Origin of the sequence: Pseudomonas sp. R84 (genome assembly GCF_009834515.1) — a bacterium.
GTDB lineage: Bacteria > Pseudomonadota > Gammaproteobacteria > Pseudomonadales > Pseudomonadaceae > Aquipseudomonas.
Genome location: NZ_CP019426.1, coordinates 2,189,468 through 2,212,306 on the forward strand (window position 1 = coordinate 2,189,468; position 22,839 = coordinate 2,212,306).

The window sequence follows — 22,839 nt, forward strand, 5'->3', positions numbered from 1 at the left end:
ATGAATGCTGAAGACTCCTTGAAACTTGCTCGCCGGTTTATCGGGTTGCCCCTGGAAAAGCGCCAGATGTTCCTCGCGGCGCTGCAAAAGGAGGGCGTGGATTTCGCCCGGTTTCCGATCCCGGCCGGGATCGAAGCCGAGGATCGCCTGGCGTTGTCCTACGCGCAGCGGCGCATGTGGTTTCTCTGGCAACTCGATCCGCAGAGCGGCGCCTATAACCTGCCGGGCGCGGTGCGCCTGAGCGGCCGCCTCAACCTCGGCGCGCTGGAGCAAGCTTTCGCTAGCCTGGTCGAGCGTCACGAAACTCTGCGCACGGTGTTCCAGCGCCAGGCGGACGACAGCCTGTTGCAGGTGCCGGCCACGGCGCCGCTGATGATCAGGCATGAAGATTTCAGCGCGCTGCCAGCCAGTGAGCGGGAGCAGGCCGTGGTGCAGGCCGCCGAACAGCAATCGGTATTGCCGTTCGATCTGGCCGTCGGCCCGCTGCTGCGGGTGACCTTGCTCAAGCTCGCCGAGCAGGAACATGTTCTGCTGCTGACCCTGCACCACATCGTCTCCGATGGCTGGTCGATGAACGTGCTGATCGACGAATTCATTCGTTGCTACGACGCGTTCGATGCCGGTCAGCCGCCACAGCTGAGCGCGCTGCCGATCCAGTACAGCGACTATGCCCTGTGGCAGCGCCGTTGGTTGGAGGCCGGCGAGCAGGCGCGGCAACTCGATTACTGGCAAGCACAACTGGGTGACGAACACCCGGTGCTGGAGCTGCCGCTGGATCATGCCCGCCCGGCGATGCCGAGCTATCGCGGCACTCGTTACGAATTCGCCATTGATGGGCAATTGGCCGAGCAACTGCGCAATACCGCGCAGAAGTATCAGGTCACCCTGTTCATGTTGTTGCTCGGTGCCTTCAACGCGCTGCTGCATCGCTACACCGGTCAGACTGACATCCGTGTCGGCGTGCCGATTGCCAACCGCAACCGTGGCGAAATCGAAGGGCTGATCGGCTTCTTCGTCAACACTCAGGTGTTGCGTACTCGACTGGACGGGCAGACGCGAGTCGATGACCTGCTGCGCGGGATCAAGGAAACCGCGCTCGGCGCTCAGGCGCATCAGGATCTGCCATTCGAGCAACTGGTCGAAGCACTGAAACTGGAGCGCAGCCTCAGTCACACGCCGCTGTTCCAGGTGATGTACAACCATCAGCCGCAAGTGGCCGATATCGCCACCCTCAGCACGGCGTCCGGTCTGGTGCTCGACAGCCTCGACTGGCAGAGCCGCACCACCCAATTCGATCTGACCCTGGATACCTACGAGAAGGGCGGCAAGTTGCACGCCGCGCTGACGTACGCTAGCGATTTGTTCGAGCCCGCGACCATTGAGCGCATGGCGCGCCACTGGCTGCGTCTGCTCACCGCCATGGTCGCCGATCCGTCGCAACGCATCGGCGAATTGCCGTTGCTGGAAGCGGATGAACAACACACGCTGGTGCATGACTGGAACAACGTCCACGCGGTCTATCCGACCGAAACACCCATCCACCAACTGATTGAGGCGCAAGTTGCGCGCACGCCGAATGCGCCTGCGCTGGTCTTTGGCGAGCAGACCCTGAGCTACGCCGAACTGGATGCCCGGGCCAACCGCCTCGCGCATCTGTTGCGTGAGCAAGGCGTGCGGGCCGACAGTCTGGTCGGTGTTTGCGCGCTGCGCTCGGTAGAAATGGTCGTCGCGCTGCTGGCGATTCTCAAGGCCGGTGGTGCCTACGTACCACTCGATCCGGAGTACCCGCAGGAACGTCTGGCCTACATGATCGAGGACAGCGGCATCACCTTGCTGCTGACCCAGGATGCTTTGCGGGCATCGCTGCCGACTGACGGCGTGCAGGTCATCACGCTGGATCAACCGGGCCTGCTCGACGGCTACGGCGACAGCCGTCCCGAGGTCAGCGTCGATCCGCTGAGCCTGGCTTATGTGATTTACACCTCCGGCTCTACCGGTAAACCGAAAGGCGCCGGCAACAGTCACGCCGCGCTGGTCAACCGCTTGTGCTGGATGCAGGAAGCCTACGGGCTCGACGCCAGCGATTCGGTGCTGCAGAAAACCCCGTTCAGTTTCGACGTGTCGGTCTGGGAATTCTTCTGGCCGCTGCTGACCGGTGCGCGTCTGGTGGTTGCCGCGCCGGGTGCGCACCGCGATCCGCTGCAACTGATCGACATCATCAACCGCCACGGCATCAGCACGCTGCACTTTGTGCCGTCGATGTTGCAGGCGTTCATTCACGAGGCGGGCGTGGAAAGCTGCGTCGGCCTCAAGCGCATCGTGTGCAGCGGTGAAGCGCTGCCGCTGGACGCACAACTGCAAGTCTTCGCCAAACTGCCGAACGCCGGCCTCTACAACCTCTACGGCCCGACCGAAGCGGCCATCGACGTGACCCACTGGACGTGCGTTGACGAAGGCGCCGACAGCGTGCCGATCGGTCGGCCGATCGCCAACCTGCGCACCCACGTCCTCGACGCGGAGCTGCTGCCGGTACCGAGCGGCGTGGCCGGCGAACTGTACCTGGGCGGCGCCGGTCTGGCGCGCAGTTATCACCAGCGCCCGGCGCTGACCGCCGAGCGTTTTGTGCCGTGCCCGTTCCACGACGGCGCGCGGCTGTACCGCACCGGTGACCGGGTGCGTCAGCGCGCCGACGGCGTGATCGAATACCTCGGTCGTCTCGACCATCAAGTGAAACTGCGCGGTCTGCGCATCGAGCTGGGTGAAATCGAAACCCGCCTGATGCAGCACCCGCTGGTGCGCGAAGCGGTGGTGCTGGTGCAGGGCGGCAAGCACTTGGTGGCCTACCTTGTGCTGGAACAGGCTCAGCCGGACGAACAGTGGCAGCAGGACGTCAAGGCGTGGCTGCTCGGCAGCCTGCCGGAATTCATGGTGCCGGCCTACCTGATGACGCTGGAAAAACTGCCGGTAACGGCCAACGGCAAACTCGATCGCAAAGCCTTGCCGCAACCGGACGCCGCGCCGCAACAGGCGTTCGTCGCGCCGCAGGATGCGCTACAAAAAGCTCTGGCGGCGATTTGGGAGGACGTGCTCGGCCTTGAACGCGTCGGCCTCGAAGACAACTTCTTCGAACTGGGCGGCGACTCGATCATCTCGATTCAAGTGGTCAGCCGTGCGCGGCAGGCCGGGATTCGACTCAGCCCGCGCGACCTGTTCCAGTACCAGACTGTGCGCAGCCTCGCGCTGGTTGCCACGCTGGATAATCAGACCTCGGTAGATCAAGGGCCGGTGACCGGCAGCGCCGTACTCGGGCCGATCCAGCAGCACTTCTTCAGCCGCGCGATGCCGCTGCGTGAACACTGGAACCAGTCGCTGCTGCTGACGCCGCGCGACACCCTGAATGCACAGTGGCTTGATGCCGCGCTGGCGCAGGTGATCAATCATCACGACGCCTTGCGCCTGCGCTTTGTCGAAAGCGCCGAAGGCTGGCAGCAAAGCCACGGCCCGCTGGTCGACAGTGCTGAGCTGTGGCTGCGTGACGCCGAGACTGCTGAGCAATTGCAGGCGCTGTGCAACGAAGCCCAGCGCAGCCTTGATCTGCAAAACGGTCCGCTGCTGCGTGCACTGCTGGTGACGCTGGCCGATGGCTCTCAGCGCCTGGCGTTGATTATTCACCACTTGGCGGTGGACGGCGTTTCCTGGCGGGTGTTGCTGGAAGATGTTCAGCAGGCGTACGAGCAATTGGCGGCGGGAGGCGGCATTCAGTTGCCGGCCAAGACCAATGCCTTCCAGACCTGGACCGCGCGCCTCGAAAGCGCCGCTTCACGCTTCGACGAACAACTGGATTACTGGAAAACCCAGCATCAAGGTGCGCAGGATTTGCCGTGCGAACGTCCCGATGGCAGCCTGCAAAACCTGCACGGCGAGAAAATCGAATGGCGCCTTGATGCCGAGCGCACCCGTCAGTTGCTGCAACAGGCACCGGCCGCGTATCGCACGCAGGTCAATGATCTGCTGCTCACTGCATTGGCGCGCACCATCAGCCGCTGGACCCGGCAGCCGGGTACGCTGATTGAACTGGAAGGGCATGGTCGTGAAGACCTGTTCGATGACATCGACCTGACCCGCACCGTGGGCTGGTTCACCAGTCTGTTCGCGGTCAAGCTGACGGCTAGTGACGATCTCGACGGGTCGATCAAGTCGATCAAGGAGCAGCTGCGCGCGGTGCCGGACAAAGGTCTGGGCTACGGCGTGCTGCGTTATCTGGCGGCGCCATCGGTGCGCGCCGAGCTGGCGCAGTTGGCACCGCCACGCATTACCTTCAACTACCTCGGCCAGTTCGACCGTCAGTTCGACGACGCCGCGCTGTTAGTGCCGTCCGCTGAAACCAGCGGCGTCGCCCAGGATCCGGCTGCGCCCTTGGCCAACTGGCTGACCGTAGAAGGTCAGGTGTATGGCGGTGAGTTGTCGATGAGCTGGGGTTTCAGTCGTGAGATGTTCGACAGCGCGACCGTGCAGCATCTGGTCGATCGATACGCGCTGGAACTGCATGCGCTGATCGAGCATTGCTGCACGTTGCAAGCCGCGCAAGCGACGCCGTCGGACTTCCCGCTGGCGCGCGTGACGCAAGCGCAACTGGATGGGTTGCCGGTGCCAGCGGGTCAACTCGACGATGTCTATCCTCTGTCGCCGATGCAGCAAGGCTTGCTGTTCCATACCCTCTACGAACAAGCCGCGGGCGAGTACATCAACCAGTTGCGCGTTGACGTACAAGGTCTCGATCCCGAGCGGTTCCGCGCTGCGTGGCAAGCCACCGTCGATGCGCAGGACATTCTGCGCAGCGGGTTCGTCTGGCAGGGTGAGCTGGCGCAGCCGGTGCAGATCGTCCACAAGCAGGTGCATCTGCCATTCAGCACGCTGGACTGGCGCGACCGCGACGATCAGCCCGCAGCGCTTGCGGCGTTGGCCGATGCCGAGCGTCAGCAAGGTTTCGATCTGAGCAGTGCACCATTGTTGCGACTGCTGCTGGTGCAGACTGGCGCCGAGCAATGGCACCTGATTTACACCCATCACCACATCCTCATGGACGGCTGGAGCAACTCACAGTTGCTCGGCGAAGTCTTGCAGCGCTACAGCGGGCGCACGCCGGCGAATGGCGGCGGGCGTTATCGCGACTACATCGCCTGGCTGCAACGCCAGGATGGTCAACTGAGTCAGGCATTCTGGAGCGGTCAATTGGCCGCGCTGCAAGAGCCGACGCGACTGGCGCGCGCAGCCACCGGCGGCGAGAACCTCAGCGGCCACGGCGATCACTACCTGACCCTGGACGTGCAGCGCACTCAAACACTGGAGGCCTTCGCCCGCCAGCAAAAAGTCACCGTCAACACCTTGGTGCAAGCGGCGTGGCTGCTGTTGCTGCAACGCTATACCGGTCACGAAGCCGTGGCGTTCGGTGCGACCGTGGCCGGGCGTCCGGCGGATCTGCCGGGCATCGAGCAACAGGTGGGTCTGTTCATCAACACCTTGCCGGTGATTGGCGCGCCGCGTCCGGATCAAAGCGTTGGCAGCTGGTTGCAAGCCGTTCAGGCGCAAAACCTGAGCCTGCGCGACTTCGAACACACGCCACTGGCGGACATCCAGCGTTGGGCCGGGCAGGGCGGTGAAGCACTGTTCGACAATATTCTGGTGTTCGAAAACTACCCGATTGCCCAGGCGCTGAGTCAGGCCGGACAAGGACTGACATTCGGCGAGGTCGGTAACCTCGAACAGACGCACTATGCACTGAGCGTGGCGGTCACGCTTGGCCAGCAACTGGCGTTGCACTACAGCTTTGATCGCGGCCAGTTTGACAGCGATGTCGTCGCCGGCATCAGTGCACACCTGCTGCAATTGTTGGAACAGTTCGCCCTGTCGGCCGAGCGCAATCTCGGTGAAATCGCTCTGGCAGATGCTCAAGAGCAGGCACGCCAGCAAGCCGAAAACCACCCGCAGCCGTACCCGGTGGACATCGGCGTGCATCAGCGCATTGCCGCATTGGCCGCTGAAAATCCGCAACGCACAGCGGTGATTTTCAATGATCAGCATTTCAGCTACGGCGAAATCGACCAGCGAGCCAATCAACTGGCGCACGCGCTGATCGCCCGTGGTGTCGGTGCCGAAACCCGCGTTGGCGTAGCGTTGCCGCGCAGTGAGTCGGTAATCGTCGCGCTGCTGGCCGTGCTCAAGGCGGGCGGCGCCTATGTGCCGCTGGACACCAGTTATCCGCGCGAGCGTCTGGCCTATCTGATCGAAGATTCCGGGCTGGCGCTGCTGATCAGCGACTCGTCGGTGTCGGCGCAATTGCCGGTCGATGAAGCGGTGCCGCTGCTGGAACTGGATCGCCTCGATTTGCGTGAGCTGCCGATCAAGGCACCGCAGGTGCAACTCGATCCGCACAACCTCGCCTACGTTATCTACACCTCCGGTTCCACCGGCAACCCGAAAGGCGTCAGCGTCGCGCACGGCCCGTTGGCCATGCACTGTCAGGCCATTGGTCAGCGCTATGAGATGCGTGACAGCGACTGCGAATTCCACTTCATGTCGTTCGCCTTCGATGGTGCCCACGAACGCTGGCTGACCAGCCTGACTCACGGTGCGTCGCTGCTGATTCGCGACGACACGCTGTGGACGCCGGAGCAGACCTACAACGCAATGATCGAACACGGCGTAACCGTGGTCGCCTTCCCGCCGGTGTACTTGCAACAACTGGCCGAACACGCCGAGCGCGTCGGCAATCCGCCGAAGGTGCGTATCTATTGCTTCGGCGGTGATGCGGTGCCGAACGCGAGTTTCGAGCGGGTTAAACGCGCGCTCGATCCGGACTACATCATCAACGGTTACGGCCCGACCGAAACCGTGGTCACCCCACTGATCTGGAAGGCCGGACGCGAAGTGCCATGCGGTGCAGCCTATGCGCCAATCGGCAGCCGCATTGGTGACCGTAGCGCTTATGTGCTCGACGCCGATTTGAACCTGCTGCCGCAAGGCATGGCCGGTGAGTTGTACCTTGGTGGTACAGGGTTGGCGCGGGGTTACCTGAACCGTCCGGGTCTGACCGCCGAGCGCTTTGTCGCTGATCCGTTCAGCACCACCGGCGGTTTGATTTATCGCACGGGCGACCTGGTGCGTCAGCGTGGCGATGGCACGTTCGACTATCTGGATCGCATCGATAATCAGGTGAAAATTCGTGGCTTCCGCATCGAGCTCGGCGAAGTCGAAGCGGCGCTGCAAGCCCTCGACGGCGTGCGCGAAGCGGTGGTCGTCGCGCAGGAAGGCAGCGCCGGCAGTGGCAAGCGCTTGGTGGCGTATGTAGTCGGCGATGCAGACCGTGCCGGCTTCACCGACGATCTGCGTGCACAACTCAAGGCGACGTTGCCGGCGCACATGGTGCCGGCGTACGTGCTGCGTCTGGAACGCATGCCGCTGACACCGAACGGCAAACTGGATCGCAAGAACCTGCCGAAACCGGACGTCAGCCAACTGCAGCAAACTTACGTTGCACCGCAAACCGCGCTAGAACAGCAACTGGCGACGATCTGGCAGGACGTGCTCAAACTTGAGCAAGTGGGCGTCAGCGACAACTTCTTCGAGCTGGGCGGCGACTCGATCATTTCGATTCAGGTGGTCAGCCGTGCACGGCAGGCCGGGATTCGCTTTACACCGAAAGACCTTTTTCAGCACCAGACCATCGCGGCGTTGGCGTTGGTGGCGCAGACCGGTGAAGCGCTGCAGTCGATTGATCAGCAACCGGTGACGGGCAGCACTGCGCTGTTGCCGATTCATCAGGAATTCTTCGCGCAGGCGATTCCCGATCGTCATCACTGGAACCAGTCGGTGATGCTCAAGCCGAATCAGGCGCTGGACGCGCAGCTGCTGGAACAAGCGCTGGACGCTTTGGTACTGCATCACGACAGCTTGCGTCTGGACTTTGTCGAGCAGGCTGACGGCTGGGTCGCGCAATACCGCGATGCTGCAACGCAAGCGGGCGAGACCATCCTCTGGCAAGTCGAGGTGGCTGATCTCGCGGCGCTGCAGGCCCTGGGTGAAAAGGCCCAGCGCAGCTTGCAATTGAGCGGCGGCTCGCTGATTCGCGCGGTGCTGGCGAACCTGGCTGACGGTACGCAACGCCTGTTGCTGATCGTTCATCACCTGGTAGTCGACGGCGTGTCGTGGCGAATTCTGTTCGAAGACCTGCAGAACGCTTACCGGCAGATCCTTGCCGGTCAACCCGTGCAATTGCCGGCCAAGACCAGCGCAGTCAAAGCCTGGGCGGCAGCGTTGCAGGACTATGCGGCAACCCCAGCGCTGCAAACCGAACTGGGCTTCTGGCAGCAGCAGTTGCAGGGCGCTTCGGCTGCCTTGCCTTACGACCATCCGGACGGTGGGCAGCAACACGATCAGGCGCTGACGATCCGCCGCAACCTCGACAAAAACCTCACCCGCCAGTTGCTGCAGAACGCTCCGGCCGCCTATCGCACGCAGGTCAACGATCTACTGCTGACGGCACTGGCGCGAGTGATGGTGCGCTGGACCGGTGCTGACAACGCGTTGGTCTTGCTTGAGGGCCACGGTCGCGAAGACCTCTTCGACAACATCGATCTGACCCGCACGGTCGGTTGGTTCACCAGTGTGTTCCCGGCGCGTCTGTCGCCAGTGGCTGAGCTGGGGGCTTCGCTGAAACAGATCAAGGAGCAGTTGCGGGCGATTCCGCACAAAGGCATCGGCTTCGGTGCGCTGGCACATCTGGGCGATGCGCAGGCTCGCGAATCGCTGCAAGCCTTGCCGGCGCCGCGCCTGACCTTCAACTATCTGGGCCAGTTCGATGGCAGCTTTGCCGAGGCGGATGAGGCTTTGTTCGCACCGACCAGCGAATCCGGAGGCGCTGAAGTCAACCTGCAAGGCCCGCTGGGCAACCCGTTGGCGCTGAACGGCAAAGTCTTCGGCGGTGAACTGGACCTGAGCTGGACCTATAGCGGCGCGATGTTCGACGCGGCGACCATCGAGCGTCTGGCCGATGACTACGTGCAGGAACTAACGGCGCTGATCGGCCATTGCTGTGACAACGACAACCGTGGCGTGACGCCGTCGGACTTCCCGCTGGCGCAACTGTCGCAAGCGCAACTGGATGCGCTGGTGCTGGAGCCGCAAGGCATCAATGACATCTACCCGCTATCGCCGATGCAGCAGGGTATGTTGTTCCACACCCTGCTCGAACAGGGCAGTGGCGACTATATCAACCAGATGCGGCTGGACGTCGATGGCGTCGATCCGCAGCGTTTCCACGCCGCGTGGCAAGCGGTGGTGGATGCCCACGACATTCTGCGCACGGGGTTCTTCTGGCAGGGCGACTTGCCGCAACCGGTGCAAGTGGTGCAACGGCAGGTGGACGTGCCGTTCAGTGTGCTCGACTGGAGCGGCAAGGCTGATCTGGATTCGGCGTTGCAAACCCTGGTTGATGAGGAGCGCGCACTGGGGCTGGACCTGACCTGTGCGCCGCTGCTGCGTCTGGTGCTGGTGCGCACGGCGACTGATCGTCATCACCTGATTTACACCAACCATCACATCCTGATGGATGGCTGGAGCAGTGCGCAATTGCTCGGCGAAGTGCTGCAGCATTATCGCGGCGAAGCGGTGCCGCGTCCGGCGGGTCGCTATCGCGATTACATCGGTTGGCTGCAACGTCAGGATGCAACGGCGGCTGAAGCCTACTGGCTGGCGGCGCTGGAACCTCTGCACGAGCCGACGCGTCTGGCCAATGCCATTGCACGGCCAGTCGATGCTTTGCCAAGTGTCGGTTACGGCGACCATTACCAAGTGCTGGACGCTGATCTGAGCGTGCGTCTGGGTGAATTTGCCCGGGCCTCGAAAGTCACCGTCAACACACTGGTGCAAGCCGCATGGCTGCTGCTGTTGCAGCGCTACACCGGCAAGGACTGCGTGGCGTTCGGCGCGACCGTGGCCGGGCGTCCGGCGGATCTGCCGGGGGCCGAGGAGCAGATCGGTCTGTTCATCAACACCTTGCCAGTGGTGGCCGCGCCGCAAACGCAGCAAAGTCTGGCCAGTTGGCTGCAAGCCGTGCAGGCGCAGAACCTCGCTTCACGCGAGTTCGAACACACGCCGCTGGCGGACCTTCAGCGCTGGGCCGGGCAGGGCGGTGACGCACTGTTCGACAGCCTGATGGTTTTCGAGAACTATCCGATTGGCGAAGCGCTGGAGCGCGGCGCGCCGCAGGGTTTGCGTTTCGGTGCAGTGGTCAATCAGGAACAGACCAACTATCCGTTGACCTTGCTGGTGAGCATGGGCGCGCAACTGTCGGTGCACTTCAGTTACCAGCGCGACAGTTTCGCCCCGGCCAGCGTGGCGCAGTTGGGCGCGAGTCTGCAGCGTTTGCTGACGCAGATGGCTGCAGCAGGTGAACGTTCGTTGAGCGAGTTGAACCTGATCGACCACATCACGAACGTCGACACCGACTTCGTCACCGAACTGTGCATTCATCAAGGCATTGCCCGCCAAGTGGCAGCAACGCCGGATGCGCTGGCGGTGACCTTCGCCGATACACGACTGACCTACGGCGAACTGGACGCGCAGGCCAACCGTCTGGCGCACAAGTTGATCGAGCTCGGTGTCGGTCCTGAAGTGCGCGTAGGCGTGGCGATGCCGCGTTCCGAGCAGTTGCTGATTGCGCTGTTGGCAGTGCTCAAGTCGGGTGGCGCTTATGTGCCGCTGGACCCGGATTACCCGGCTGATCGCGTTGCCTACATGCTTGAAGACAGCCGTGCGCGAGTGCTGCTCACCGAGCAAGCAGTCGCGGCGACGCTGAGCGTGCCGGGCGATACGCAGGTGCTGCTGATGGATCCGGATTCGCTGAGCGGTTATTCAGCCGTCGCACCGCAAACCAAAGTGCAGCCGGACAACCTCGCGTATGTGATCTACACCTCCGGTTCCACCGGCAAACCGAAAGGCGTAGCGATTGCCCACCGCAATGTCATGGCGCTGATCGATTGGTCGGCCAAGGTCTACAGCCGTGACGACATTCAAGGCGTGCTGGCGTCAACTTCGGTGTGCTTCGACCTGTCGGTGTGGGAGCTGTTTGGCACGTTGGCCAATGGCGGTTCGCTGATCATCGCGCGCAACGCGCTGGAGTTGCCGAACCTGCCGGCGCGCGATCAGGTACGCCTGATCAACACCGTACCGTCGGCCATCGCTGCGCTGCAACGCGCCGGGCAGATTCCGCCGAGCGTGCGCATCATCAACCTGGCCGGTGAGCCGCTGAAACAAGGGCTGGTCGACGCGCTGTATCAACAGCCCACCGTTGAGCATGTCTACGACCTTTACGGCCCGTCGGAAGACACCACCTATTCGACGTGGACTCATCGCACCGCCGGTGGCCAGCCGCGCATCGGTCGTGCTCTCGATCACAGCGCCAGTCACTTGCTCGACGCCGATCTGCAAGCGGTACCGCACGGGGTTTCGGCGGAGCTGTACTTGTCTGGTGCCGGCATCACCCGCGGTTATCTGGGCCGTGCGGCGATGACCGCTGAGCGCTTTGTGCCGAACCCGTTCGTCGGCAATGGCGAGCGCATGTACCGCACCGGCGACCTGATTCGTGAACGCGAAGAGGGCGAGCTGGAGTACATGGGGCGGATCGACCATCAGGTGAAAATTCGTGGATTCCGCATCGAACTGGGCGAGATCGAGGCGCGATTGCTCGCGCAACCGGCGGTCACCGAAACGGCGGTGCTTGCCGTTGAAGGCGAGGGCGGTGCGCAACTGGTGGCCTACGTGGTCGCCGCGCAACTGGATCTGTATGACGGTGAAGCGCAGCGGCAACTGCGCGACGGACTAAAGACTGGCCTCAAGTCTTCGTTACCTGACTACATGATTCCCGCGCACCTGCTGTTCCTTGAGCAGTTGCCACTGACGCCCAACGGCAAACTCGACCGCAAGGCCCTGCCAGCGGTGGATGCCAGCCAGATGCAGGCCGCGTATGTCGCGCCGCAGAGTGAGCTTGAGCAGCAGGTCGCGGCGATCTGGCAGCAAGTGCTCGAGGTTGAACGCATTGGTCTGAACGATCACTTCTTCGAACTGGGCGGGCACTCGCTGCTGGCCGTCAACGTGGTGTCGCGCATGGCCCTTGAACTGGGCCTGACGCTGACCCCGCAACTGTTATTCCAGCACCCCGTCCTGAGCGACTTTGTCGCTCGACTCGATACAGGAGGCGGGGCAATCAACGAACAGAAACTGAACAAGCTGGAAGCCCTGCTTGACGATATGGAGGAAGTCTGATGGACAAGAGTGTTGCTTTGAGGGTAGCCAAGCGCTTTATCACTCTGCCGCTGGACAAACGTAAGCTGTACCTGGAAAAGATGCTCGAAGAGGGCGTCTCTCCGGCCAACCTGCCGATCCCGGAAACACGTTCCGGGTTTGCAGCGATTCCTCTGTCGTACGCTCAGGAACGCCAACTGTTCCTCTGGCAAATGGACCCGCATAGCACCGCGTATCACATTCCCAGCGCCTTGCGCCTCAAGGGGCAGCTGGACGTGGCGGCGCTGGAGCGCAGCTTCAATGCCGTGGCCGCGCGTCATGAAAGTTTGCGCACCACGTTCGCCGAGCACGGCGAAACTTTCTGTCAGGTGATTCACCCGCAGTTGCCGCTGAGCATCACCCTGGCCCCTTTACCGGCCGGCCTCGACACCGCTGGCGCAGAGGCGGCGATCAAGGCGTTCGTCGAAAGCGAAACCGCGCGCCCGTTCAATCTGCAACAGGGGCCGCTGCTGCGCGTGGCATTGCTCAAGGTCGCCGATGACGATCATGTGCTGGTGTTGATCCAGCACCACATCATCTCCGATGGCTGGTCGATCAAAGTGCTGGTCAACGAGTTGATCCAGCATTACGCCGCCGACACCGCCGGGCAGCCACTGGCATTGCCGGAACTGGAGGTGCAATACGCCGACTACGCGATCTGGCAGCGTCACTGGCTGGAAGCGGGCGAGCGTGAGCGGCAACTGGCTTACTGGATCAAGACGCTGGACGGCGAGCAGCCGGTGCTGGAATTGCCCATCGACTTTCCGCGCCCGGCGGTGCAAAGCCTGCGCGGTGCACGTCTGCAACTGGACCTGCCAGCCGCCCTCGGCGATGCGCTCAAACAACTGGCCCAGCGTGAAGGCGCGAGCCTGTTCATGGTGTTGCTGGCGTCGTTCCAGGCGTTGCTGCATCGCTACAGTGGCCAGGCGCAGATTCGTGTCGGCGTGCCGACTGCCAACCGCAACCGGGTCGAAACTGAAGGCCTGATTGGCTTCTTCGTCAACACCCAGGTCTTGAATGCCGAGGTCAATGGTCAACTGCCGTTCAACCAATTGCTGGCGCAGGTCAAGCAAGCGGCGATGGCCGCCCAAGCGCATCAGGATCTGCCGTTCGAGCAGTTGATCGAAGCGCTGCAACCGGAACGCAGCCTGAGCCACAGCCCGGTGTTCCAAGTGATGTTCAACCATCAGACCAGCCGTGATCAGGGCCGTGGCGCGGTGCAACTGCCGCAACTGAGCGTCGAGGATGTGCAGTGGGAAGGGCGCACCGCGCAATTCGACCTGACCCTCAATACCTATGAATCGAATGACGGTTTTGCCGCCGAGCTGACCTACGCCACCGATCTGTTCAAACCGGAAACCGTCGAGCGTCTGGCCCGTCACTGGCAGAACCTGTTGCAAGGCATCATCACCGCGCCAACCCAGCGTGTCGGCGAACTGCCGCTGCTGGACAGCGCTGAACACGGCGTGTTGTTGCAGGACTGGTTGCGCGTGGCGGATCACAGTGCGCAGGCCGAGTGCGTGCAGCAGGACTTTGCCTTGCAGGCGCAACAAAACCCGCAGGCCACGGCGCTGATCATCGGCGACGAGGTGCTGACGTATGGCGAACTGGATACCCGGGCCAATCAACTGGCGCATCACCTGATCAAGGCCGGCGTCGGCCCGGATCAGTTGGTCGGCATCGCGGTCGAGCGCAGCGTTGAGATGATCGTCGGCCTGCTGGCGATCCTCAAGGCCGGTGGCGCTTATGTGCCGCTGGACCCGGCGTATCCCGAGGATCGTCTGGCCTACATGATCGAAGACAGCGGTCTGCAATTGCTGCTGACCCAAACGCACTTGCAGGCGCAATTGCCGATCCCGGCGGGTGTGCAAACCCTGTTGCTCGATCAGCCCGGTGACTGGCTGGCGGCTTACCCACAGACCGCGCCGGACGTTGCCGTCAATGGCGAACACTTGGCGTACACGCTCTACACCTCTGGCTCTACCGGCAAACCGAAAGGCGTGATGGTACGCCACGCGGCGCTGCGCAACTTTGTCGCGAGCATGATCAAGCAGCCGGGGATTGCCGCTGCGGATCGCATGCTGTCGCTGACCACGTTCTCCTTCGATATTTTCGGCCTGGAAATCTACGGCCCGCTGCTCGCCGGCGCCTGTGTGGTACTGACCGGCAAGGACGTGCATCAAGACCCGCAAGCGGTGCTCGAACTGATCGAGCGTCATGCCGTCAGCGTGCTGCAAGCCACGCCATCGACCTGGCGCATGCTGCTCGACAACGAACACGCAGCGATTCTCAAGGGCCGCACGTTCCTCTGTGGCGGTGAAGCGCTGCCGCAGGAACTGGCCCAGCGCATGCTGGCGCTGACGCCGAGTGTGTGGAACCTGTATGGCCCGACCGAAACCACGATCTGGTCGGCGCAACATGCGCTGAGCGTGGACGACAGTCGTCCATTCCTTGGCACGCCGATCGACAACACCGCGCTGTACATCCTCGGCAGCGACCTTGAGCTGAATCCGCTCGGCGCACCCGGTGAATTGCTGATTGGTGGTGACGGTCTGGCGCGTGGTTATTTCCAGCGTCCGAGCCTGACCGCTGAACGTTTTGTGCCGGATCCGTTTTCGGCAAACGGCGCGCGTCTGTACCGCACCGGCGACCTGACCCGTTATCGCGCAGAAGGCGTGATCGAGTACATCGGGCGCATCGACCATCAAGTGAAAATCCGTGGTTTCCGTATCGAGCTTGGCGAGATCGAAGCGCGCTTGCTTGCGTTGGACAGCGTGCGTGAAACCGTCGTCGTCGCTCAGGACGGCCCGACCGGTCCGCAACTGGTCGGCTATGTGGTGCCGTCCGCCAGTGCTGTTGACGAAGTCGAACTGCGCGCCGCACTGAAAGCCAGCCTCAAGGCTGAGCTGCCGGAATACATGGTGCCGGCGCACCTGTTGTTCCTCGCGCAACTGCCGCTGACGCCCAACGGCAAAGTCGACCGCAAAGCCTTGCCGGCACCCGACGCCAGCCAGTTGCAATCGACTTACAGCGCGCCGCAAACCGCCACCCAACACACCGTCGCCGAGATCTGGCAAGCGGTGCTCAAGCTTGAGCGTGTCAGCCTCAGTGACAACTTCTTCGAACTCGGCGGCCATTCCTTGCTGGTAACGCAAGTGGTCTCCCGTGTGCGTCAGGCGCTGAACGTTCAGGTGCCGCTGCGCACGCTGTTCGAACACAGCACGCTGGAAGATTTCGTTGCTGCATTGGGTGTCGATCAAGCCACTCAGGAACCACCGATTGTTGCCTTGCCACGCCTGCAACCGCTGGCGCTTTCCTATGCACAGGAACGCCAATGGTTCCTCTGGCAGCTGGAACCGACCAGCAGCGCTTATCACGTTCCGGCGGCACTGCGTCTGCGTGGCGAATTGGATCTGCCGGCGTTGCAGCAAAGCTTCAATGCGCTGATCGAGCGCCACGAGTCCCTGCGCACCTGCTTCGTCGAAGAGCAGGGCCAGACCCTGCAAGTGATTCAGGCCCACGGCACGCTGAATCTGCAAGTGCAGGACGTGGCGGGGCTCGACGATGCGGCGCTGCAAGCGCTGGTCGCCGCAGAAACCCTGCACTTGTTCAATTTGCAGCAAGGCCCGTTGCTGCGGGTGAAACTGCTGCGCCTGGCCGCCGATGACCATGCGCTGGTGATCACCTTGCACCACATCGTCTCCGATGGCTGGTCGATGAACATCATGGTCGATGAACTGGTGGCGCTCTATGCCGCGTACAGCCAGGGCCAGACCGCGCAATTGCCGGCGCTGCCGGTGCAATACGCCGACTATGCCGTGTGGCAGAAACAGTGGATGGACGCTGGTGAACGCGAGCGTCAGTTGAGCTACTGGACCGCGCAACTCGGCGATGGTGATCAACCGTTGCTGGAGCTGCCGACCGACCGTCCACGTCCCGCCGAGCAAAGCTATCGCGGCGCGCGTCGCGACATCCCGCTGAGCCGCGAACTGGCCGCAGCCCTCAAGCACATCGCGCAGCGTGAAAACGTCACCCTGTTCGCGCTGCTGCTGGCCTCGTTCCAGACCTTGCTGCACCGTTACAGCGGTCAGGCCGACATCCGTGTTGGCGTGCCCGTGGCCAACCGTAATCGAGTCGAGACTGAAGGGTTGATTGGCTTCTTCGTCAACACCCAAGTGCTCAAGGCTGAATTCGACAGCCAGCAGACCTTCCGCAGCCTGTTGCAACAAGTGAAGAACACCGTGCTCGGCGCTCAGGCCCATCAGGATCTGCCGTTTGAGCAACTGGTCGACGCGCTGCAACCGGAACGCAGCCTCAGCCACAGCCCGCTGTTCCAGGTGATGCACAACCACCAGAGCCAGGCGCGTCAGGCGCAGGGTGCTACACGTCTGCCGCAACTGCAGATCGAAGGCTTGCCTTGGGCGTCGAATACCGCGCAGTTCGATCTGACGCTGAACACCTTTGAGTCGACCGACAATGTCTGGGCCGAGCTGACTTACGCCACCGACCTGTTCGACGTCGAGACCATCGAGCGTCTGTCGCAACACTGGACGAATCTGCTGCAAGGCATCGTCGCGGACAGCGCCCAGCGTATCGCCGAACTGCCACTGCACGATGCCACCGAGCGCGGCGCGACCCTGCTGCAATGGAACCCGGCCGTGGCCGACTTCCCAAGCGAGCAGTGCCTGCATCACTTGATCGAAGCCCAGGCCGCCCGCGCACCGCAAGCGGTTGCCGTGACGTATGCCGAGCAATCCTTGAGCTACGGTGAACTGAACAGCCGCGCCAACCAGTTGGCGCACAAGCTGATCGCCAATGGCGTCGGCCCGGACGTGCGCGTCGGTCTGGCAGCTGAACGCAGTCTCGACATGCTGGTCGGACTGCTCGCCATTCTCAAGGCCGGCGGTGCTTACGTGCCGCTCGACCCAAGCTACCCGGAAGAACGCCTGAGCTACATGATCGGCGACAGCGGCATCGGCCTGCTGTTGACCCAGAGCCATCTGCTCGGTCGTCTGCCGGTGCCGGATTCGGTGCGCAGCCTGATACTCGATCAGGATCGCGAAGACCTCGAGGGCTACAGCGACAGCAATCCGCACGTGAGCATGAGCGCGGATAACCTGGCGTACGTGATCTACACCTCGGGATCGACCGGCCAGCCCAAAGGCACCTTGCTCGCCCATCGCAATGTGCTGCGCCTGTTCGAAGCCACTGATGCCTGGTTCGATTTCGGCCCTTCAGATGTGTGGAGCCTGTTCCACTCCTATGCGTTCGACTTCTCCGTGTGGGAGATTTTCGGCGCGTTGCTGTACGGCGGCAAACTGGTGGTGGTGCCTTACGAGGTCAGCCGTGCGCCGGAAGATTTCTTTGCCTTGCTGTGCCGCGAAGGCATCACCGTGCTCAACCAGACGCCTTCGGCGTTCAAGCAGTTGATGCAAGTTGCTTGCGCCCCGGAGCACGCTGCGCAACAGCTGGCGCTGCGTTACGTGGTGTTTGGCGGTGAGGCGCTGGAAGTGAAAAGCCTGCGTCCATGGTTCGAGCGTTTCGGCGACCAAACGCCGCAACTGATCAACATGTACGGCATCACCGAAACCACCGTCCACGTGACGTACCGGCCGTTGTCGATGGCCGATTTGCAGCGTGACGCCAGCAGCCCGATCGGCGAGCCGATCCCGGACCTGTCGTGGTATTTGCTCGACGGCGACCTGAACCCGGTGGCCAAAGGCTGCATCGGTGAGCTGTACGTCGGTCGCGCCGGTCTGGCGCGCGGTTATCTGAACCGTGCCGATCTGACGTCGTTGCGGTTTATTCCCGATCCGTTTGCCGCTGACGGTGGTCGTCTGTATCGCACCGGCGACCTGGCGCGTTATCGCGCTGACGGCGTGATCGAATACATCGGGCGGATCGACCATCAGGTGAAGATTCGCGGTTTCCGTATCGAACTCGGTGAGATCGAAGCGCAGCTGCTCGAACAGACTGCCGTGCGTCAGGCGGTGGTGCTGGCGCAACCGGGCCTCAGTGGTCAGCAACTGGTTGCTTGGCTAGTGCCGAACGATGCGGCGTTGCTCGACGCCAGCGCCGCTGAGCAAGCGCAATGGCGCGACAGCGTGCGTGCCGAGCTCAAGGAAAACCTGCCGGATCACATGATCCCGGCGCACCTGTTGCTGCTCGGGCAATTGCCGCTGACGGCCAACGGCAAGCTCAACCGCAGCGCGTTGCCGTCGCCGGATGCCAGTCAGGCGCAGCAGGCCTATAAGGCGCCGCAAAGTGAGCTGGAACAACGCTTGGCGGCGATCTGGCAAGACGTGCTGAAGCTGCCGCAAGTGGGCCTCAACGACAACTTCTTCGAGCTGGGTGGCGACTCGATCATCTCGATTCAGGTGGTCAGCCGCGCGCGACAGGCCGGCATTCGGCTGAATCCGAAAGATTTGTTCCAGCACCAGACCATTCAGCGTCTGGCGCTGGTCGCGCAGTTGGGCGACGACGAATCGAGCATCGACCAGCAAGCGGTCACCGGTGCGGCGTTGTTGCTGCCGATCCAGCAGCAGTTTTTCGAAGACGATATCCCTGAGCGTCAGCACTGGAACCAGTCGGTGTTGCTCAAGCCGCGTCAGCCGCTGGACGCGGAGAAAATCGAGCAAGTATTGCGCGCGCTGGTCGCGCATCACGATGCCTTACGCCTGAGCTTCACTCTGCACAACGGCGTGTGGCAGGCCGAGCACCGCGCGATTGAAGCGCAGCCGCACAACCTGCTGTGGCAAGAAGACGTCACCGATGCCGCTGCGCTGGAAGCCTTGGGCAATCGTGCCCAGCGCAGCCTCGACCTGCAGAGCGGGCCGTTGCTACGGGCGGTGCTGGTGAATCTGGCCGATGGTACTCAGCGTTTGCAGCTGGTGATCCATCACCTGGCTGTCGACGGTGTGTCGTGGCGGATTCTGCTGGAGGATCTGCAAAACGCTTATCAACAAGTGCTCGACGGTCAGCCCCTGAACCTGCCGTCCAAAACCAGTGCCTTCAAGGACTGGAGCGAGCACTTGCAGCGCTACGCCAACAGCGCGGCGTTGCAACAGGAACTGGCTTACTGGCAGGCATGCCTGAGTGATGTCGGCAGCGATCTGCCGTGCAAGCGGATGGACGCCGGTCAGCAGAACAGACTGGCGCAGACGGTACAGACCAAACTGGGCGCGGAGCTGACCCGACAACTGTTGCAAGAAGCGCCGGCGGCTTATCGCACTCAGGTCAACGACCTGTTGTTGACGGCGCTGGCGCGGGTGATCGGGCGCTGGAGCGGGCAGTCATCGACGCTGATTCAGCTCGAAGGCCATGGCCGTGAAGAGCTGTTCGACGGCGTCGATCTGACCCGCACCGTGGGCTGGTTCACCAGTCTGTTCCCGGTGCGTCTGACCCCGGCGGCTACGCCGGGCGAGTCGATCAAGCAGATCAAGGAACAACTGCGCTCGATCCCCAACAAGGGCATCGGTTTCGGTGCGCTGCGTCACCTTGGCGATGCTCAGGCACAACAGAGCCTGCGCACCTTGCCGACCCCGCGCATCACCTTCAACTACCTCGGCCAGTTCGACGGCAGTTTCGAGGGCGATGACGGCGCGCTGTTCGCTCCGGCGCCGGACAATGCCGGTCTCGACCAGAGCCTGGATGCGCCAATGGGCAACTGGCTGACCCTCAACGGTCAGGTGTATGGCGGTGAACTGCGCGTGGGCTGGACCTTCAGCAGCGAGCGTTTCGACAACGCCGTGATCGAAGCACTGGCGGCGGATTACGCCAAAGAACTGGCCGCTTTGATCGAGCATTGCCTGACCCCGGGCGTCGAAGGCCTGACGCCGTCGGACTTCCCTTTGGCGGCGCTGACCCAGGCACAACTCGACGGCTTGCCTTTGCCGGCCCAGCAGATTGCCGATGTCTATCCGCTGTCGGCGATGCAGCAGGGCATGTTGTTCCACAGTCTCTACGAACAGGCCACCGGTGATTACATCAACCAGGTCCGTCTCGACGTCGAAGGCCTCGACCCGCAGCGCTTCCAGCAGGCCTGGCAAGCGGCGGTGGATAACCACGACATCCTGCGCACCAGTTTTGTCTGGCAAGGTGAACTGGCGCGCCCGGTGCAAGTGGTGCACAAGCAACTGGACATGCCATTCAGCGTGCTCGACTGGCGCGAGCGGGGCGACTGCCGGACTGAACTGGAAACGCTGGCCAGTGCCGAGCAGGCGCAAGGTTTCGACCTGAGTCAGGGGCCGCTATTGCGTATGGTCGTGGTGCGCCTGGACGATCAGCGCTGCCATTTGATCTACACCAACCACCACATCCTGATGGACGGCTGGAGCAACTCGCAGTTGCTCGGCGAAGTGCTGCAGCGCTACAGCGGCATTGCCCAGCCGACGCTGGCCGGGCGTTATCGCGATTACATCGAATGGCTGCAGCGTCAGGACGTGCAGGCCAGCGAACATTACTGGACCGCGCAACTGGCTGACCTGGAAGCGCCAACCCTGTTGGCGCAAGCACTTCAGGCGCAGCGTGGCGACGCCCCGCGAGACGGTCATGGCGAACATTTCTGTGTGCTCGACGCGGCGCAAACCCGGCAGTTGGGCGAGTTCGCCCGTCAGCAGAAAATAACGCTCAACACCTTGATTCAAGCGGCCTGGTTGCTGTTGTTGCAGCGCTTGACCGGTCAACAGAACGTCGCATTCGGCGCTACGGTGGCGGGGCGTCCGGCGGAACTCAAAGGTGTCGAGCAGCAGATCGGTCTGTTCATCAACACCTTGCCGGTGATCGCCAGCCCACGTTCGCAATCGAGCGTAGGTGAGTGGTTGCAGAGCGTGCAGGCGCAGAATCTGACGTTGCGCGAGCATGAACACACGCCGTTGTTCGACATTCAGCGGTGGGCGGCGCGCAACGGTGAAGCGTTGTTCGACAACATTCTGGTGTTTGAAAACTACCCGGTGTCCGAGGCGCTGGAGCAGGGCGCGCCGCAGGAATTGCGCTTCGGCGAGATCAACAACCATGAGCAGACCAACTATCCGCTGACGCTGTTGGTACATCTGAGCGATGAGTTGTCGATGCACTTCAGCTACCAGTGCGACAGCTTTGCGGCGCACAGCGTTGTGCAGTTGGGCGAATACTTGCAGCGCCTGCTCGGGCAAATGAGCGAGTCGGGCGAACGTACGCTCAGCGAGTTGAACCTGATCGATAATGTCACGAGCGTCGAGACCGATTTCGTCGCCGAGCGGTGCATTCATCAAGCCATCGCTCGCCAAGTGGCGGCGACTCCGGATGCGTTTGCGGTGACCTTCGCCGATACACAACTGACCTACGCTGAACTGGATGCGCAGGCCAATCGTCTGGCGCACAAGCTGATCGAGTTGGGTGTCGGCCCGGAAGTGCGCGTGGGCGTGGCGATGCCGCGTTCCGAGCAGTTGCTGATTGCCTTGCTGGCGGTGCTCAAATCCGGTGGCGCGTATGTGCCGCTGGACCCGGATTACCCGGCGGATCGCGTTGCCTACATGCTCGAAGACAGCCGTGCGCGGGTGCTGCTCACCGAGCAAGCGGTCGCGGCGACGCTGAGCGTACCGGGCGATACGCAAGTGCTGCTGATGGATCAGGTTTCGCTGAACGCTTATCCGGCTAGCGCACCTCAAACATCGGTCATACCGGACAACCTCGCCTACGTGATCTACACCTCCGGTTCCACTGGCAAACCGAAAGGCGTGGCGATTGCCCATCGCAACGTCATGGCGCTGATTGGCTGGTCGGCCAAGGTTTACAGCCGCGACGACATCCAAGGCGTGCTGGCCTCGACTTCGGTGTGCTTCGACCTGTCGGTGTGGGAGCTGTTTGTCACCTTGGCCAATGGTGGTTCGCTGATCATTGCGCGCAATGCTCTCGAACTGCCGCAGTTGCCAGCGCGTGATCAGGTACGCCTGATCAACACCGTGCCGTCGGCCATCGCTGCACTGCAACGCGCCGGACAGATCCCCGCGAGCGTGCGCATCATCAATCTGGCCGGCGAACCGCTCAAGCAAGGCCTGGTCGACGCGTTGTATCAGCAGTCGACGGTCGAGCATGTCTACGACCTCTATGGCCCATCGGAAGACACCACCTATTCGACCTGGACCCGCCGCACCGCCGGTGGTCAGGCGCGCATTGGTCGTGCCCTGAACTACACCGCCAGCCATCTGCTCGATGCCGATCTGCACGTTGTGCCGCAAGGTGTGTCGGCGGAGCTGTACCTCTCCGGTGCCGGCATAACGCGCGGTTATCTGGGCCGTGCGGCCATGACCGCCGAGCGGTTTGTGCCCAATCCACTCGCCAGCAACGGTGAGCGCATGTACCGCACTGGCGACCTGATTCGTGAACGCGAAGAGGGTGAGCTGGAGTACATGGGGCGGATCGACCATCAGGTGAAGATTCGCGGTTTGCGTATCGAACTCGGCGAAATCGAAGCGCGCCTGGTGGCGCATGACGGCGTACGCGAAGCGGTCGTGGTGGCCA

At 62.5% G+C, this 22,839-nt stretch carries 2 protein-coding genes (1 of these 2 running past the window's edge); both read left to right on the top strand.

What is annotated here, in order from left to right:
* Positions 1-12,321: a non-ribosomal peptide synthase/polyketide synthase gene (locus PspR84_RS09880; RefSeq protein ID WP_160057108.1), complete on the top strand. Its 12,321-nt coding sequence runs from the start codon at positions 1-3 to the stop codon at positions 12,319-12,321.
* On the top strand, positions 12,321-22,839 hold the 5' portion of the coding sequence (locus PspR84_RS09885) for a non-ribosomal peptide synthase/polyketide synthase (RefSeq protein ID WP_160057109.1). It continues 4,469 nt past the right edge of the window; the window shows 10,519 of its 14,988 coding nt (coding positions 1-10,519); it begins with the start codon at positions 12,321-12,323; its stop codon lies off the right edge, out of view. The genes PspR84_RS09880 and PspR84_RS09885 overlap by 1 nt, the downstream gene beginning before the upstream one ends.